The organism is Chryseobacterium sp. 2P, assembly GCF_059579425.1.
Map to the genome: position 1 here is coordinate 4,053,472 of NZ_CM184194.1, position 16,255 is coordinate 4,069,726.

Here is a 16,255-nt window from a genome sequence, read left to right on the forward strand (position 1 = left end):
ATCTTCAAGCCACACAAAATGTTTTGTGTGGTTTGGCGTTAATATTGCAACAATTTATCAAATTTTCCGGCATGAAAAAGTGGCTTCCATTACTTATTTTAACATTATTTCTTTTCAACTGTAAATCCAGAAAAACAGCCATGCAGCAAAATCAGAATATTGATAGTCTTGCTGTAAATGATGTACAGGATCCGGATAAGAAGGAAAATCATGTCGGAGACAGGATGGATTTTTACCAGAAAATCTATCTTCACCCGCAGTTCGATTATCTTAAAATAACCAGTAAAATAACTGCAGACAATATTAAAGTAAGTCCGCTGGATGCCATTATTTATATTGAAACCGATAAAAAAATCTGGTCAAGAATAGACTTCCTGTTTTTCAATGCGGCAAGAGCTTTAATTACTCCGGAAGGAATTAAGGCGATGGACAAATACAACAAAAATTACATCGATTCGGATTTTGAGTATTTAAATAATCTCCTTAACGTTAACTTTATTGATTATAAAAATCTTGAAAAACTTTTAGAAGGGAGAACGTTTTTCACTTTAAGCGACAGAAATGCCAAAATTGTAAAGAACAACGACGGCTACTTGTTAGAATCCATTTCCAATCTCAAAATTTCTACAGAAAATATTGAAAGGGAGTATAAAATTATGATGCAATATTCGAATGATTTTGATCTTACCACGGTAAATTTAAGGGATGCTAAATCCAATGATGCCATGCAGATCGTATATAGTGATTGGGAGCTTCAGCCGAATAATGTAAAGTTGCCAAAAAATGTTAAAATAATTATAAAAGGAAGTAAAAACAGCCAGATTTTAATAGAAAATACGAAATTTGACTTTTCGAGGATGGAAACACCTTATTCTGTACCATCTAGTTATAAGAAAATCGAGATTCAATGATTAAAAAATTTAGCTTTTTAATAGGTATGTTACTGTTCGGATTCCACCATGGGCAGAATCTGAAAAAAGAGCAGCTGCAGAAGCAAAATGCCGAACTTAAAAAACAAATTGCACAAATAAATACAGATCTGGCAAAGACAAGAACAGAATCTAAGCTTTCTGTCGCTTATCTTGATAATGTGAACAAAAAACTGGCTTTAAGAGAAAAAGTTTATACCAATACCCAAAAGGAAAAAAGATTTATTGAAGACGATATCTATCTTCGTCAGTTAGAAATTAACCGTCAGAATAAAGAGCTAAAAGTCTTAAGAGACAACTATGCTAAAGTTTTGGTAAATGCCTACAAAAATAAAGGAGTGCAGAACAAGGTTACGTTCATCCTTTCAGCTAAAAATCTGGGAGAAGCAATCCGAAGAGTACAGTATTTAAAACAATACTCTGATTATCAGGATAAAAAAGCGGCTGAAATTACAAATGCCGCAGAAAAAATAAAGCAGACGATTGCCAGAAGACAAAATTCTGTAAAAGAAAAAGCCAATTTATTGGTAAGCCAGCAGAAAGATTTAACAACGATTAATGCAGAAAGGGCGCAAAAAGAACAGCTGGTTGCAGAATTCAAGAAAAATGAATCTAAACTTACTGCTGAACTAAGACAAAAGCAGACTCAGTCGAAAGCTCTGGAAGGACAGATCAGAAGCATTATCGCCGAAGAAATCCGAATTGCCAAAGCTGAGGAGGAGGCAAGAAAAAAAGCTGAAGCTGAGAAAATCCGCTTGGCAAAAATAGCTGCGGAAAGAGAAAAAGCAAGAATCGAAGCGGAAGCAAAAGCAAGAGCAGAAGCGCTGGAGAAAGAAAGATTAGCTGCTGAAGTTGAAGCGAGAAAAGCAAGGGAGTTAGCCGAAAAAAGGGCGGAAGAAGAGAGAAAACGTAATGAAGAAGCAGCCCGTTCTGAAGCTACAGCAAGAGATGAAGCCAGAAAAATAGCTGCAAAAAAAGCATCTGACGAGGCCGCAGCGAAGGCGAAAGAAGCATCCGACAAATTAACAGCAGCAAGGGCTGCGGAAGCCGCTTTAGCAAAGAAAAAAGAAGATGATAAAAAAGCTGCGGAAAGCAAGGCTATGACAAGCTATGGCGTTACAACTGTAGCAGGAAGTAATTTCGCAGACAGTAAAGGACGATTGGGATATCCTGCTGACAGAGTCGGACAGATTACCCACCGTTTCGGAAGACATCCGCATCCGGTATTTAAAAATATTGATGAAGAAAATAACGGAATTAAAATTTCCGTTCCATCCGGAACCAGAGCAAAATCTGTATTCCCGGGAACCGTTTCTTCGGTATTGGCAAACAGCGACGGAACAAAAACCGTTATGTTAAGACACGGAAATTATTTTACCATCTATTCCAACCTTTCCGCTGTAAGTGTTTCCAAAGGACAACAGGTTTCCGCAGGAACACCGGTGGGCGTTGTAGGACAGGATTTTGACGGAACCTATACCCTTGATTTTCAGGTATGGAACGGAAGTACTCCGGTAGATCCATTAGGTTGGGTTTCTTATTAAAAAAAGACTAACTTTGTAAAAATTTTAGAAATGAATACATTAACAATACTGTCATTATCTTGGCAACATATTTTGATCGTAGCGATCATCCTGCTTCTTCTTTTCGGAGGTAAAAAAATCCCTGAATTGATGAGAGGTGTAGGTTCTGGTATCAAAGAATTTAAAGATGCTGTAAAAGAAGAGGACAAACCCGGTTCTGAAAACAAAACAACAAACAACAACTCTTCGAGCAACTAAAAATTCTTTACATTCAATGAATTTTACTGAGACTGCATGGAAAGTCTTCAATCAGGCTATTGAAGACTATCACGTGTCTGATGACGTTAACACTCTAATTAACAACCCGTTCGAAAAGGATACTTTGGAACGGATTTTGTATGCTAAAAACTGGATTGACACCGTTCAATGGCATTTGGAAGATATAATTAGAGATGAAAATATAGATCCCGCTGAAGCTCTTCAATTGAAAAGAACTATTGACGCTTCCAATCAGAAAAGAACTGATCTGGTAGAATTTATAGACAGCTGGTTTCTTAAAAAGTTTGAAAATATTACTCCTAAACCTGATGCAAAAATTAATACTGAAACAATCGCCTGGGCGGTAGACAGATTATCAATTCTGGCATTAAAGGTTTATCATATGTCGCAGGAAGCATACAGAGAATCGGCTTCTGAAGAGCACAGAGCAGCCTGCAAGGCTAAACTGGATGTTCTTCTTACGCAGCATGAAGATCTTTCTACTTCCATTAATCAGTTGCTTGCTGATATAGAGAACGGAAATGTTAAGATGAAAGTGTACAAACAGATGAAAATGTACAATGATGAAAGTCTTAACCCAATCCTTTATCAAAAGGGGCAGCAAAAATGAAACGACTAATTTTTTTTGGAGTATTACTAATTATAACGTCTTCCTGTGCAACGGAAAAACAGAATTTTTCTCCGTTGTCTAACAGTTTTTATAGCGAAACAAAAGGTTCAGATTCCGATAAAGGAGACAAAAACAGCATCGAAATTAATGTTCGTGATAATGTAAATGCTTCCGAAATATCCAATCTTATTGCTACTTTTCCACAGTTTAAGATTACCGCTTTAAATACAGAGATTACTACGTTGAAATACAGTCTTCAGAATTATCTGTATGCAATAGACGCCGGAAATCTTCAGGGAAAGAACAGAGCGATAAAAGACTTTGAAAAATCCTATAAAAAAATTCAGAAGCTCAGACAAAATCTTAAAGAGGACGATAACGAAGTTCTCAACAGATATTTGGTAAGATTAAAAACCAACATTTCTGCAATAGAAGATTCTGTAAAAAGAAATTAAAAAACTAATTGGGAATTAATGATTAAAATTCAGGCGGAATCTAACGTTCCAACGGAATACGGAACGTTCCGAATGATCGCGCTCTCTGAAAACGAAAACGACTGGATGCCTCATATGGCAATTGTTGCGGAAAATACGGATTTTTCCAAACCTGTAAACGTTCGTTTTCACTCAGAATGCATTACCGGAGAAGTTTTCCATTCCAAAAAATGTGAATGCGGCCAGCAATTAGATGCTGCCATGAAATACATCCATGAAAATGGAGGAATTATTATTTATCTTCGACAGGAAGGTAGAAATATCGGGATCATCAATAAATTAAAAGCATACTCTTTACAGGAAAAAGGTTTTGATACCGTAGAAGCGAATTTAAAACTTGGGCTTCCTGCAGACGACAGAAACTTTGGTGTGGCTATTGAAATCCTGAATTTATTGGGGGTAAAAGATATCAATCTGCTCACCAATAATCCTGAAAAGGTAAAATATGTAACAGAAAGTAATATCCGTCTCAACTCAAGGATTCCTTTGCAGATTCCTGCAAACGAGATCAGTAAAGGATATTTGCAGACAAAAAAAGATTATTTCGGTCATCTTCTTGATGATAATGACAAGTAAAATAATTATATAAAAAAGCAAAACTCCGGAATTTCTTCCGGAGCTTTTTTGTAATTATAAAAAACTGAAAAGATATATTCTTATTTTGTAACCACGGTGTTGATTACTTTAGAGTCATCAAGATTATAATATTTAACTACACTGTTATAGTCTTCATAATTAACACCTGAATTTTTTGAACCGCTTGCAGGAACTAAAACAATTCTGAATTTTTGATTGTTTAAATACTGATTGGCTTCCGCAGTGGTTAAACCTGTTGCAAGATTGAAGTTCTCATCATCAATTCTGATTTGTACATTTTGACTGTCAAAAACAAAATTGTACTGAAACTCTCTGTTGGTAGGCATTCCCGTTGAATTAGGAATATATTCCATTTTAGGAATTAACTGCCATGCAGCACCTAAATTTCTGTAAACTAAAACTACATCTGTGCTTTGTATATTGATACCCTGTGTGAAGGCATAACTGTTTGCGGAAGTAAAACTGCCGGTAACATCACGCATCTTAGAATACGTATCATTATCCTGAGTAACAGTATCATTACTATTATCGCAGCTGAATATAAATAAGCTTACAAAAGCCATTATTAAGATTGGAAGAATTTTTTTCATTTTATAAAAGTTTAGTTGTTTATTATTTATAATCCGTATTCAAATCATATACCAAAAATTACAAAAACATTGTTTTCATGATTTTTTTAATTGTATTTTTGTTCTTATTCAAAAATTATGAAGAAACTTATTTACAGTTCACTTTTCATTTTCATATTCTCAAGCTCAAAAATATCAGCTCAATATCAGCCTAAAAACATTTCCAAAGACGATCTGAAAAAGGCAAACCAATGGGTTGACAAAACCTATAAGAACCTTTCTCAGGACGAAAAACTCGGCCAGCTTTTCATTGTGGCACTTTACACCAACAGAGGAGAAAGTGAAATTGAAAAAGTAAGAAATATCGTCACCAATGATAAAATCGGGGGACTGATCCTGATGCAGGACGATGCAGCAAGAGAAATTACGCTGGTAAATGAATTTCAGCAGAAATCTAAAGTTCCTCTAATGATCGGGATGGATGCGGAATGGGGACTGTACCAGAGAATTGCAGCCGCGCACAAATTTCCGTGGGCAATGACTTTGGGAGCTATTCAGGATAAGAGTTTAATTGAAAAAATGTCGGCTAAAATTGCGGAAGACTGTCACCGAATGGGCATCAACTGGGATTTTGCGCCGGTTGTGGATGTAAATACCAATCCGAACAACCCTATTATCGGAAACAGAAGCTTCGGTTCGGAAGTAAGTAATGTGGTGAATTCTGCATCAGCTTACGCAAACGGACTTCAGAATAATAATATTTTAGCGGCAATTAAGCATTTTCCAGGACACGGAGATACAAGTACAGATTCGCACACCGATCTTCCGGTAGTAGCCCATAATCCGGAAAGACTGAACAATGTAGAGCTTGCTCCTTTCAAAGCGTTGATGAATAAAGGAATCGGAGGTGTAATGGTAGCGCATTTATACGTTCCGGCTTTAGAACCCAATAAAGGAATTCCTGCTTCTGTTTCTAAAAACATCATTACCGGTATTCTAAAAAATAAATTTGGCTATAAAGGCTTAATTATTACAGATGCTTTAAATATGGGTGCGGTAGCCAACAAATATAAACCTGGAGAACTGGATGCAATGGCTTTTAAAGCCGGAAACGATATTATGCTGTTTTCACAGGGAGTTGCAGAAGGAAAAAAACTAATTCAGAAAGCTATTGAAAGCGGCGAAATTTCACAATCCAGAGTGGAGGAAAGTGTGAAAAAGATCCTTTTAACCAAATATTTTTTAGGACTTGATAAATACACGCCTAAAAATCCTGAAAACATCAATTCAGATTTAAATAATGATTCTCACAAAACTTTAGTTCAGAATCTCTATTCAAATGCACTCACTTTGCTGAAGGATGAAAAAAAACTGCTTCCTCTGAACAGGAAACAGATATATTATGTTCCATTGGAAGAAGCTCCCTATCAGACATTTGCCAATCGATTAGGTTCAAATATAATCATTAAAAAAGCTGATGAAATTGCTACGATCCCGGCAAATTCAACAGTGATTGTCGGTTTCCATAAAGATAATTCCACGGCTTACAAACCGTATAAAATTTCAGACGTTTCAAAAAAAGTATTATCCGACCTTACGAAAAATCAAAATGTGATTCTTAACGTTTTCGGAAGTGCATACGCCTTGAAAGATGTTGATATTTCAAAGGTTTCTACCGTTCTGGTTTCATATGAAAACAATGAAGACTCGATGAACGCAACAGCCGATGCATTCAACGGAAAAACAAAAATCCAAGGCAGGCTTCCTGTTTTGGTGAATGATACTTTGAAGGCAGGGATGGGAATGGATCTCATTCCAGCAATTGTAAAATAAAGGTGTAAATTCTAAAATTTACAACATCAAAACCCCAAAAATAAATGAAAATAGGCATACTTTGCTATCCCACCTACGGAGGAAGCGGAATTGTAGCAACAGAACTCGGAATGTCGCTTGCCAACAAAGGCTATGAAGTCCACTTCATCAGCAGTGCATTACCTGCGAGATTAGATATTACCAATCCGAATATTTTCTTCCACAGGGTAAATGTTCAGACTTATCCGCTTTTCCAGTATCAGCCGTATGATATTGCGCTGAGCTCGATGATTTACCGAGTGGTGAATCTCTACAAACTGGATCTGCTTCATGCACACTACGCGATTCCTTATGCTTATGCTGCGTTTACAGCCAAACAGATGCTGAAGGAAGATGATAATGATATTCCTTTGGTAACAACACTTCACGGGACAGACATTACATTGGTAGGACAGCATCCAAGTTACAAACACGCCGTGGAATTTTCCATCAACCAGTCAGATGCCATCACTTCGGTGTCGGAAAGTCTGAAAAGAGATACACTCCAGTTTTTTAAGATTAAAAAAGAAATTCAGGTGATTACAAATTTTATCGATAATTCTGAGTTTGATGAATGCAACGAATGCCAGAGAACACAGTTTGCCAATCCGGACGAAAAAATCCTGATCCACGTATCGAACCTGCGTCCTGTAAAACGTGTGGAAGAAGTATTGCAGATCTTCAAGAATGTTCAGAAAAAGGTAAAATCCAAGCTTATCATCATCGGAGAAGGTCCCGATATGGAGAAAGTAAACCAGTTTCTGGAAGAAAATCCGGATCTGATTTCGAAAATCCGTCTTTTGGGTAAAGTAAATGATCTTTACCGAATTTTACAGCTTTCGGATGTGTTTTTACTGCCTTCCGAACAGGAAAGTTTCGGTCTTGCCGCACTGGAAGCAATGGCAGCCAATACTCCGGTTATCAGCTCGAATGCAGGAGGAATTCCGGAAGTAAACATTCAGGGAGAAACAGGTTTTCTTGCAGAGATCGGAAATGTGGAAGCGATGAGCAATTACACGATTAAACTACTGAGCAACGATGAGCTTCTGGCGAAAATGAAAGTCAATGCAAAGGAACAGGCGATAAAATTCGACCTTAAAAATATTCTTCCGATCTACGAAGAAATGTACAGAACCACCATCGAAAATTTCAAAAGTGAACTTACCAAAGCATAGTTTTATATTGAAAAAATTTGGAATTGGAATTACAAAACCTCACAGGTTTTAAAAACCTGTGAGGTTTATACCATAAAAAAACAGTGGCTGCATTCATTTGGATGCAGCTTTTTCTGTATATCGAGTTTCGGAAGATTAACATTTTTCATGCAAACAATTATTTTCCATGAAAGAATTTATAAGTTTTGAATTACTTGTAAAATAATTTTTATTATTTATCTGATTTTTAAACACTTAATATTATTCAAATTATTTTTATTCTATATTTGCAGTAAACACTCATGACCGAAAAACTACTGCAATATCTCTGGAACTATAAAGTGTTCAAGCATTTCGACTTCAAAGATCTTGAAGGCAATCCTGTTGAAATATTAGACTTCGGAAAGTGGAATACAGATTCCGGTCCGGATTTTCTGGCGGCGAGGGTGAAGATCAATGAAATTACTTTTGTAGGAAATATTGAACTTCACGTAAAATCTTCCGACTGGATCTTTCACAGCCATTCACACGATCCCAACTATCAGAATATAATTCTTCATGTCGTTTTTCAGAATGACTGCGAGATTGAGGAACTGAAAAACAGAAACATTCCTACCATAGAATTAAAAGATCATATTGAAGAAAATATCCTGTGGAAATATGAAAAACTGATCGGCGGAACGCAGTTTATTCCCTGCGAAAATATTTTTGATCCCGGTAAAATTCCGGTTTATTTTCATGAAGAAAATGTTTTGAAAAAGCTGGCTGAGAAATCTTTAGAATTTGAGATGAACTTGGCACAGTTTAAAAATAATTTTGAAGCCGTTTTGTTTCATTCTTTAGCCTATTCTTTCGGATTAAAAGTGAATGCATTTATTTTCAGGCAAATTGCGGAAAGCATAGATTTTACCATCATTAATAAGATCCGGCAAAATGAAATTCAACTGGAAGCTTTATTTTTCGGTGTTTCCGGCTGGCTGGAAAATCCTGAGGATGAAACGATGAAAATCTGGAAGCGGGAATTTGATTTTATTAAGGCTAAATTCAACATTTCCAATCTTAAATTTCATCCTAAATTTCTGAGATTACGACCTCCCAATTTTCCTACGCTCCGTTTGTCGCAGTTGGCGAATCTCTATTTCACACATCAGAACTTATTTTCAAAAATCATTCATGTTAAAAATACAGGGGAGCTTTTCGAAATTTTTAAGGATGTAAAAGCTTCGGAATACTGGAATAATCATTATAATTTCGGAAAAATATCATCGGTAAATCATACCAAATTTGTATCGCGGGATTTTATAGAATTAATTATTTTAAACACCATTTTGCCTTTAAAATATACCTATCATCAATATCACAACGAAGAAATTGCAGACGAAATTCTACTTTTTTATAAAAACCGTCCGTCCGAAAAAAATTCAGTTATTACGGATTGGAAAAAGCTGGGCATGAAATGTAAGACAGCACTGGAATCGCAAAGCCTGATTTATCATTTTAAAAATTCCTGTGAAGAAAAAAATTGCTTAAATTGCGGTATTGGATTTAAAATTTTAAAAGAATCTTCAAATGCTTGACAATATCCGCCATAAAATGGAAAGAGAATGGTTTGGCGTTCTTACAAGAACGGGCGCAAAACTCGGAATTCCTGTTTCTAAACTGAGAGTTTTTTTCATCTACTCTACTTTTGCCACGGCAGGATTTTTCTTTTTAATTTATCTGGGACTGGCATTCACACTTTGGGTGAAAGATATTTTCATTACCAGAAGACCCAATGTTTTTGATTTATAATATGGAATTTTTACAAATTACTTCTACAGAAGATTACAGGGTTAAAGAGATTTTTGAGGCATACTGCAAAACGTTTCCGGAAGATGAAAGAAGAGACTGGAACAAATTGTCTCCGCTGTTCTCACACCCTAAAGTGAAAATAATTTCTGTGCTTCACGAAGCTAAAAATATTGGCTACCTCATCATCTGGGAACTCAGCCATTTTGCTTTTGTGGAACATTTTGAAGTGTTTGAAGAATTCAGAAGTCAGAAACTGGGATCACATATTACCAACTATCTTTTTGAAAATTATCCCAGAATTGTTCTGGAGATAGAACACGGGCATTTAACAGAAGATACGAAAAGACGCTATTCTTTTTATCAGAAAAACGGGTTCAGCCTGATTGATGAAATGTACGTTCAGCCAAGTTACGGCGAAGGAAAAAACCCTTTGAATTTATGGCTTCTTGCTAATTATCAGCCCGAAAATCTAAAGGAAGTAAAAGACGAAATCTACGATATTGTTTATCATTAAAATATAAAATCCGAAGTTTCAAATGCTTCGGATTTTTTTCCAGTTAAAAACTAATTTACCTGATATTCCAGCTTTATGGTAATACTTGCTTCCTTATCTTTTGAAGCGGTATTAAAGGTTCCTCCATAAGAATAATCTTCATTGGAATTCGGAGCCGTGATCTGGATAACGCCCATGGTTGCTTTTTTCAGATTTCCCAGGCTGCTTCCTGAATTTTCAGCAATTTTTTCCGCACGTTCTTTAGCATCTTTTGTGGCAGAGGCAATCATTTCCTGTTTCACCGTTGCTAATTTGGTATAAAAATAATTTGGCGAAGACGATGTAAATTCTATTCCTCTGTTGATAATTTCCGTAATATTTCTCGAAAGATTTTCGATTTTCGCAACTTCTTTACTTTCAATCGATACAGTCTGCGTAAGGTTGTATCCGGTAAATTCATTCTGAACGTTATTCCCGTTATTATCTGTATAATTTTTGAACTGTTTCTGGATATCAACAGAAGAAAAAACGATCTCATTTTGCTTTACTCCTTTTGATAATAAATAATCGTTGATGGTTTTTCGGTCTAAAGCCAGTTCATCATAAGCCGATTTCAGGTCAAAATTATTCTTAGAAAAACTTCCCGACCACGTAATAAGATCAGAAGTAAATTGCTTGGTTCCCAAACCCGTTACAGAAATGGTATTTTCAGATTTGTTTCTGTTTTTAATGGCGTTTCCTAAAAGTCCGAGACCGATAACGAAACCCAATGCTGCAATAGCAATCGAAAGAATGTTTTTATTCATAAAAATTTGTGAATTTGTTTGTTACAATAATTTTAATGTCTGTTTACTGAAACTATTGCATCAATTCTTATTCCAAATTTTAAGATTTTCTTAACATTTATTAATGATTTTTACTCTCTTTGATTCTGTTGACAAAAACAGGTATTGCATCGTCCATTCTGGATAAAGCTCCGGATAAATTTTTAGCTCTTACGAAAGTTCGCGTTTGCGGTTTATTCACAAATGCAAATTCTATAAATTCTGAAATTCTTTCGGCAGGAATGCCTTCTTTTGTAAAATATTCGTCTTCTACCCTGTTTCTTATCCACGCAATGTCTTCCTGAAGATCATCATACCTGTATTGACGCTTCATTCTTCTTGCGTCGCCACTGATAAGATCATACAATCCCTGAACATTCAGGCTTCCTAAAAGAATCGGAATTAAAACCTGCTTTACTTCTGCCGGTTTTTCTCGCATTTTCCCGACAGGCTGAGGTAATCCGACCGCATCTTCCACTATTTGTCCTTGATCGGTTTTTGCAACAGCCTTTGAATCTTTATCAAGATCTCCGGTAATTTTAGCCACTTTTACTTCTTCAATTTGTTCTGCAATTCTCGTAAGCTTAATATTCAGTTCTTTGTTTAAACCATACATTGCTTTTATGGAAGATCTTTCGAAACCGTTTCTTACAAACCGGATTTCGTCATCCGGCGAAAGAATATCTATGGAAAAGGTTCCGTCATCCGCGGTATACGTTTTTTTATCCGCAGAAATATTCATTATGGTAACGGATGGCAGACTTACTCCGTCTTCATCGGTAATCTTTCCCGAAATTTTTTGCTGTGAAAAACCATTCACAAACAGAAAAAGCAGAATAATAATTAACCTGATATTCATAAGATTATTTATTTTTGAGGCTGCGGCGATTTGTAGGCTGAAATTCTGCCCAACACTGCATTTTTAAACCGATTCATATCTGCTTCTGTACAATAGCCGTATTTCAGAATGTTTTTCCTTTCAAAACCTGTTCTTAAAATATAGAGAATAAAATGCTGAATCTGCGGTTTGGAAATCTGAAGCTCCTCAAAGAAGGTATTTCCTAAAGAATTTTGCAGATAATTCATCAGATCCACATCGTCCCATTTGTTTTTAACTTTCCCGAAACTGTAAATTCCTTTGGTTACCGGCTGTACAAATTCTCCCGGTCTGGCTGCCAAAACTCCCGGAGCCGACTTTTGGGACATATATTTTGCCAGATCGTTCTTCAGTTTTTCAACTTTTCTTGGCGGATTAAGATTTTTAGCATCGATCTTAATATCTCCGGTGATATTTTTCTTAATTTCAACTTCTGCAATAAGTTCCGCCGCTCTTATCATTGTTACATTCACCGGAGCCGTAATATTTTCCTGTGTAATTTTACGGTTTGTACGCTCGTAGCCGGCTTTTATAAAACGAAGTTCGTCTCCCGCTCTTCCCGAAATCATGAAATGACCATCACGATTCGTAAGAACCCTTTCATCTGTCCGGATGTTAATTACCGTTACTTCCGGCATCTCATTATTATCTTCGGAAGTTACTTTCCCGAAAATATAATTCTGAGCGTGGCTGTTGATGAAAAAAAGAGAAGCTAATACAAAGAATAGTTTTATTTTCACAGGTTATTTTTTATAAAGCAAAACTAAAGTTATTTTTAAATTAAACCATAAGTTTAACCACAGTTAACGTGTTTTAGGATTTCTTTTAGAATTTTATTTTTAAAACTGTTAAATAGCAGCAGAAAATTGTTAAAATTTCACTTAAAAATTAGCTAACTTGCACTTTGAATTCCACTAAAAATGCAAAATTCTTACACGGTAATTAATGCTTCGGCAGGTTCTGGGAAAACCTATGTTCTGGTGCAGAGGCTTTTAATGATCTGTCTTCGGTATCCTAATCAGCAGCAGTCGATCAGGAATATTCTTGCGTTGACATTTACCAACAAGGCAGCCAATGAGATGAAGGAAAGAATTCTGACGTGGCTCGGAAATTTTTCCAACGATAATTTTGCAGAAAATCCGGATTTAAAAAATATTCAGAAGGCATTTGAGGAAGAAGGTCTGAAAATAACGATCGATGAACTGCATCACCGCGCAAAAAAAATGCTGGATTATGTGCTTCATAATTATTCTACTCTGAATATCGGAACGATTGACCGTTTTAATTCCCGTCTGGTAAGAAGTTTTTCTTATGAACTGGGACTCGCCAAAAACTTCAATCTGGAAATTGAAGCGGAACCTTTTCTGATTGAAGCGGTTGATAAAATGCTCGATCAGATTGGCGAAAACGAAGTGATCTCCAACTCTTTCATGGATTATGTGGATTACAGTCTCGAAAATAATGAAAGAATAAACCTGAACAAAAGTCTTTACGGTTCGGCAAAAGAGTTCGTGAAAGATATTCATTACGAGCATCTTAAAAGCAATAAAGATTTCGACAGTACGAATTACGAAAACATCAAAGACACGCTCCGAAAAGAAATTGCCCAAAACAAAAAACAGGCGGTTGAACTCGCTACACGATCCATCGAATTATTCAGATCAAGGAATATTGAAATCGAAGATTTTGCACAGGGAAAAAACGGAATCGGAGGCTTTTTTACGAAAGTATTAGACTTTTATCATCAGAAAAGACCTGGTTTTCCTTTTCCTACGACTGCAGAAGAATCTGTTGTGAATAACTACCGGAAAGGAGCTTCGGCAAAATCAAAAAACAAGGAATCTGAAATTCTTGAAATTCTTGATCAATTACTGGATTACAGAATGCAGCTTATTCGGCTGTACATAGAAACCCAGAAAAAAGAGAAAATTTTATCCGCACTTTTACCTTTGAAGGTAAATAAAGACATTCAGGATGAGCTGAAGAAAATTGAGGAAGAAAACGACCTTGTTTTGCTTTCTAAATTTAATATTTTAATTAACGAAAACCTTCGGAATGAGCCTTCGGCATTTATTTATGAAAAAGTAGGTTCGCAGTTTCAGCATTATTTCTTTGATGAATTTCAGGATACTTCAGAATTGCAGTGGCAAAATTTTATTCCTTTGAGAGATCATGCCATTTCATCAGAAAATACTTCTTTTACGTTGGTTGGAGATCCGAAACAGAGTATTTACCGTTTTCGTGGAGGGGAAAGTAAACTGATGCTCGATATCATCAACAAAAAAGAATTTTCTCCTAAACAGGCAGATTTGCTGGTTTTAAAAGACAATTGGCGAAGTGCAAAAAATATTGTCCACTTTAATAATGAATTATACAAATTTCATTCTGAATCTTTAGCAGAAGAGCATAAAAATATTTTCGGAACTGATGCCGAACAAAACCCGAAATCTTCCATCGAAGGCCGTGTAAAAGTAAATCTGATTGAAAATCTCACCAATGAAGATTTTTACAACGATACGTCCGAAAGCATGAGGAAAGATATTCAGGAAATTCTGGATAACGGCTTTAAATTCTCGGACATTACGATTCTCTGCCGCGGAAATTTTGATATTTTCAGCTATTCTCAAAAACTGGGAAATCTGAAGGTAAATTACAAAGGGGAAGAAACAAATATTAAAACGATTTCCGATAAAGGTCTTACCTTAGAATTATCCAACACGCTTAAAGCCGTCGTTGAATTCCTGCGATGGGAAAGTAATCCGAAGAACAAGCCCAACCTCATCATGATGATGTATTATCTGAATAAACTGGGAAGAATTCAGATGAAAGATTTCACTTTGGAGATGAAGGAAATTTTAGGATTTGAAACGCATGAAGAGACCGTCCATTTTATTCAGGAAAAATATGCTCTGAAGATTAAACAGGACAATTTTCCGAGATTCAATCTGTACAACTTTGTTGAATATTACATTAATGAGTTTTCTGTTGAAAATAAAGAGACTGATTTCCTGCTGAACTTTCTTGAAATGCTTTTCAATTTCACACAAAATGCAGGAGCGAGTACGAAAGAATTTCTGAAATATTGGGATGAGGAAGCTTCGGCGTATACTATTCAGGCTTCGGAAAATATTGATGCAATTCAGATTATGACGATCCACAAAGCAAAAGGTTTGGAATTCCCGATTGTTTTTATCCCGATGATTAATAAAAACCGTGATGCCGAGTTCACCAATTGGTTTGAAACGAGCAATGACAGTGCTTTAAAGTCTGTGAATATTAATCAGTTCAGTAAAAATCTTGAGGTGTATGATGAGGAAATCCAATATTTCAATCTTCAGAATTCTTATAAAAACTTTGTAGACAGGCTGTGTCTGCAATATGTTGCGACAACACGACCTGTAGAACAATTGTACTTTTATATCCAAAAAGCGAATAAAACGTCTAACAATCTGGAATTGTTGGAGTTTTTACAATCTAAAAATCCGGAAAATCTGGAAGAATTTGATTTGTATGAAGTGAATCCGGAAATGCTGAAAAAACATTCAAGAGATAAAACCTCGCATTTTGAAACAAAGGATATTCAGAATTTAAAAAATATCAACGAAAAAAATACATCGATTAAAATTGCCACTCCGTCAAAAAATTATCAGGTACGGGTTGAAAAAGTAAGAATCGGGCTTTTCGTCCATGAATTACTCTCGCAGATTAATACAGCGAAAGACATCAGAAAAGTTCTGGAATGCTACGTTCTCGATGGTCATATAACCCTTAAAGAAAGTGCCGAAATCGAGAAAAATTTAAAAGAAATCATAGAAAATAACGCTGAATTTTTTGATGAAAAATGGCAGGTTATCAACGAAAAAGACATCATGATTTCCGAAAACGGTGAAAGCAGTGTGTATCGTCCGGACAGAATTTTAAAAAACGCTGAAGGTTACGTAATTGTAGATTTTAAAACCGGTGAAGAATCTGAGAAAAATGACAGACAAATTGCCCATTATAAAGATATTCTGGAAAAACTGGGAAAAAAGGTTTTGAAAACGCAGCTTATTTATTTGTAATGATAAATTGGATCAGAAAATATCATGTTTATTTTTGGATTATTCTTATTGAAATTTCGGTCAACTGGAAGATAAAAATGTCCTTCTCAAAAAGCCCGGAGTAGAAAATATACTGGAGAAAATTCCTTCTTCTGGCTGGTTTTGGGAAAATTACTTTTAAAACAAGTTTCGGCGGCACCAAAGGTGCCGCCGAAACTTATTAT

16 protein-coding genes are annotated in these 16,255 nt (G+C 35.8%); 12 read left to right on the plus strand and 4 right to left on the minus strand.

Features of this window, described 5'->3' with window-relative positions; genetic code table 11:
* Nucleotides 1-71 precede the first annotated feature (71 nt).
* The 6 genes from lolB1 to ribA are packed head-to-tail and all read left to right on the plus strand — an operon-like array spanning nucleotide 72 to nucleotide 4,411.
* Nucleotides 72-911, plus strand: a complete 840-nt coding sequence (lolB1, locus tag AC52CF_RS18450; protein ID WP_214588411.1) for a lipoprotein insertase outer membrane protein LolB1 — start codon at nucleotides 72-74, stop codon at nucleotides 909-911.
* A complete protein-coding gene (locus tag AC52CF_RS18455; RefSeq protein WP_235132969.1) occupies nucleotides 908-2,473 on the plus strand; it encodes a peptidoglycan DD-metalloendopeptidase family protein in 1,566 nt (521 codons plus the stop codon). The genes lolB1 and AC52CF_RS18455 overlap by 4 nt, the downstream gene beginning before the upstream one ends.
* A 30-nt stretch (nucleotides 2,474-2,503) precedes the next feature.
* Nucleotides 2,504-2,710 carry a twin-arginine translocase TatA/TatE family subunit gene (locus tag AC52CF_RS18460; protein ID WP_042721620.1) on the plus strand — a complete coding sequence of 69 codons (207 nt, stop codon included), beginning with the start codon at nucleotides 2,504-2,506 and terminating at the stop codon, nucleotides 2,708-2,710.
* Nucleotides 2,711-2,726: 16 nt separating this feature from the next.
* Nucleotides 2,727-3,341, plus strand: coding sequence for a DUF4254 domain-containing protein (locus AC52CF_RS18465; protein WP_214588409.1), 615 nt, complete (start codon nucleotides 2,727-2,729; stop codon nucleotides 3,339-3,341).
* Complete coding sequence (locus AC52CF_RS18470) at nucleotides 3,338-3,796, plus strand: hypothetical protein (RefSeq protein WP_290266497.1); 459 nt, start codon at nucleotides 3,338-3,340, stop codon at nucleotides 3,794-3,796. The genes AC52CF_RS18465 and AC52CF_RS18470 overlap by 4 nt, the downstream gene beginning before the upstream one ends.
* A gap of 18 nt (nucleotides 3,797-3,814) precedes the next feature.
* The gene (gene ribA, locus AC52CF_RS18475; protein ID WP_290266496.1) at nucleotides 3,815-4,411 is read left to right on the plus strand and encodes a GTP cyclohydrolase II; all 597 of its coding nucleotides are present in this window, start codon (nucleotides 3,815-3,817) and stop codon (nucleotides 4,409-4,411) included.
* 80 nt (nucleotides 4,412-4,491) lie between these two features.
* Here the strand turns inward: ribA and AC52CF_RS18480 are convergent, their stop codons facing one another.
* On the minus strand, nucleotides 4,492-5,022 hold the full coding sequence (locus AC52CF_RS18480) for a hypothetical protein (protein WP_214588406.1): 531 nt from the start codon (nucleotides 5,020-5,022) through the stop codon (nucleotides 4,492-4,494).
* A 117-nt stretch (nucleotides 5,023-5,139) separates the two neighbouring features.
* Here AC52CF_RS18480 and AC52CF_RS18485 point away from each other — a divergent pair, with 117 nt between their 5' ends.
* The 5 genes from AC52CF_RS18485 (at nucleotide 5,140) to AC52CF_RS18505 (ending at nucleotide 10,311) form a co-directional block, all read left to right on the plus strand.
* A complete protein-coding gene (locus tag AC52CF_RS18485) occupies nucleotides 5,140-6,834 on the plus strand; it encodes a glycoside hydrolase family 3 protein (protein ID WP_290266495.1) in 1,695 nt (564 codons plus the stop codon).
* Nucleotides 6,835-6,878: 44 nt separating this feature from the next.
* Nucleotides 6,879-8,027: an N-acetyl-alpha-D-glucosaminyl L-malate synthase BshA gene (gene bshA / locus AC52CF_RS18490; RefSeq protein WP_214588404.1), complete on the plus strand. Its 1,149-nt coding sequence runs from the start codon at nucleotides 6,879-6,881 to the stop codon at nucleotides 8,025-8,027.
* 281 nt (nucleotides 8,028-8,308) lie between these two features.
* Nucleotides 8,309-9,583, plus strand: a complete 1,275-nt coding sequence (locus AC52CF_RS18495) for a DUF2851 family protein (RefSeq protein ID WP_214588403.1) — start codon at nucleotides 8,309-8,311, stop codon at nucleotides 9,581-9,583.
* Entirely contained in the window at nucleotides 9,576-9,797 is a 222-nt protein-coding gene (locus AC52CF_RS18500) for a PspC family transcriptional regulator (protein WP_029297636.1), read from the plus strand. Before AC52CF_RS18495 ends, AC52CF_RS18500 begins: the two co-directional genes overlap by 8 nt.
* Before the next feature lies 1 nt (nucleotide 9,798).
* Nucleotides 9,799-10,311, plus strand: a complete 513-nt coding sequence (locus AC52CF_RS18505; protein ID WP_214588402.1) for a GNAT family N-acetyltransferase — start codon at nucleotides 9,799-9,801, stop codon at nucleotides 10,309-10,311.
* A gap of 50 nt (nucleotides 10,312-10,361) precedes the next feature.
* Here the strand turns inward: AC52CF_RS18505 and AC52CF_RS18510 are convergent, their stop codons facing one another.
* From AC52CF_RS18510 to AC52CF_RS18520, 3 genes are all read right to left on the minus strand, one after another.
* On the minus strand, nucleotides 10,362-11,096 hold the full coding sequence (locus AC52CF_RS18510) for an SIMPL domain-containing protein (RefSeq protein WP_214588401.1): 735 nt from the start codon (nucleotides 11,094-11,096) through the stop codon (nucleotides 10,362-10,364).
* A 100-nt stretch (nucleotides 11,097-11,196) separates the two neighbouring features.
* Complete coding sequence (locus AC52CF_RS18515) at nucleotides 11,197-11,973, minus strand: carboxypeptidase-like regulatory domain-containing protein (protein ID WP_214588400.1); 777 nt, start codon at nucleotides 11,971-11,973, stop codon at nucleotides 11,197-11,199.
* Between the two features lie 8 nt (nucleotides 11,974-11,981).
* A complete protein-coding gene (locus tag AC52CF_RS18520) occupies nucleotides 11,982-12,731 on the minus strand; it encodes a carboxypeptidase-like regulatory domain-containing protein (protein WP_214588399.1) in 750 nt (249 codons plus the stop codon).
* A gap of 180 nt (nucleotides 12,732-12,911) precedes the next feature.
* On the opposite strand from AC52CF_RS18520, the gene AC52CF_RS18525 reads away from it, so the two are divergent.
* Entirely contained in the window at nucleotides 12,912-16,052 is a 3,141-nt protein-coding gene (locus tag AC52CF_RS18525) for a UvrD-helicase domain-containing protein (RefSeq protein ID WP_214588398.1), read from the plus strand.
* Nucleotides 16,053-16,255: the final 203 nt, after the last annotated feature.

Excerpts from the sequence above, each read along its gene's own strand:
- lolB1 (WP_214588411.1), top strand. The coding sequence starts at position 72 with ATGAAAAAGTGGCTTCCATTACTTATTTTAACATTATTTCTTTTCAAC.
- AC52CF_RS18455 (WP_235132969.1), top strand. The coding sequence starts at position 908 with ATGATTAAAAAATTTAGCTTTTTAATAGGTATGTTACTGTTCGGATTC.
- AC52CF_RS18460 (WP_042721620.1), top strand. The coding sequence starts at position 2,504 with ATGAATACATTAACAATACTGTCATTATCTTGGCAACATATTTTGATC.
- AC52CF_RS18465 (WP_214588409.1), top strand. The coding sequence starts at position 2,727 with ATGAATTTTACTGAGACTGCATGGAAAGTCTTCAATCAGGCTATTGAA.
- AC52CF_RS18470 (WP_290266497.1), top strand. The coding sequence starts at position 3,338 with ATGAAACGACTAATTTTTTTTGGAGTATTACTAATTATAACGTCTTCC.
- ribA (WP_290266496.1), top strand. The coding sequence starts at position 3,815 with ATGATTAAAATTCAGGCGGAATCTAACGTTCCAACGGAATACGGAACG.
- AC52CF_RS18480 (WP_214588406.1), bottom strand. The coding sequence starts at position 5,022 with ATGAAAAAAATTCTTCCAATCTTAATAATGGCTTTTGTAAGCTTATTT.
- AC52CF_RS18485 (WP_290266495.1), top strand. The coding sequence starts at position 5,140 with ATGAAGAAACTTATTTACAGTTCACTTTTCATTTTCATATTCTCAAGC.
- bshA (WP_214588404.1), top strand. The coding sequence starts at position 6,879 with ATGAAAATAGGCATACTTTGCTATCCCACCTACGGAGGAAGCGGAATT.
- AC52CF_RS18495 (WP_214588403.1), top strand. The coding sequence starts at position 8,309 with ATGACCGAAAAACTACTGCAATATCTCTGGAACTATAAAGTGTTCAAG.
- AC52CF_RS18500 (WP_029297636.1), top strand. The coding sequence starts at position 9,576 with ATGCTTGACAATATCCGCCATAAAATGGAAAGAGAATGGTTTGGCGTT.
- AC52CF_RS18505 (WP_214588402.1), top strand. The coding sequence starts at position 9,799 with ATGGAATTTTTACAAATTACTTCTACAGAAGATTACAGGGTTAAAGAG.
- AC52CF_RS18510 (WP_214588401.1), bottom strand. The coding sequence starts at position 11,096 with ATGAATAAAAACATTCTTTCGATTGCTATTGCAGCATTGGGTTTCGTT.
- AC52CF_RS18515 (WP_214588400.1), bottom strand. The coding sequence starts at position 11,973 with ATGAATATCAGGTTAATTATTATTCTGCTTTTTCTGTTTGTGAATGGT.
- AC52CF_RS18525 (WP_214588398.1), top strand. The coding sequence starts at position 12,912 with ATGCAAAATTCTTACACGGTAATTAATGCTTCGGCAGGTTCTGGGAAA.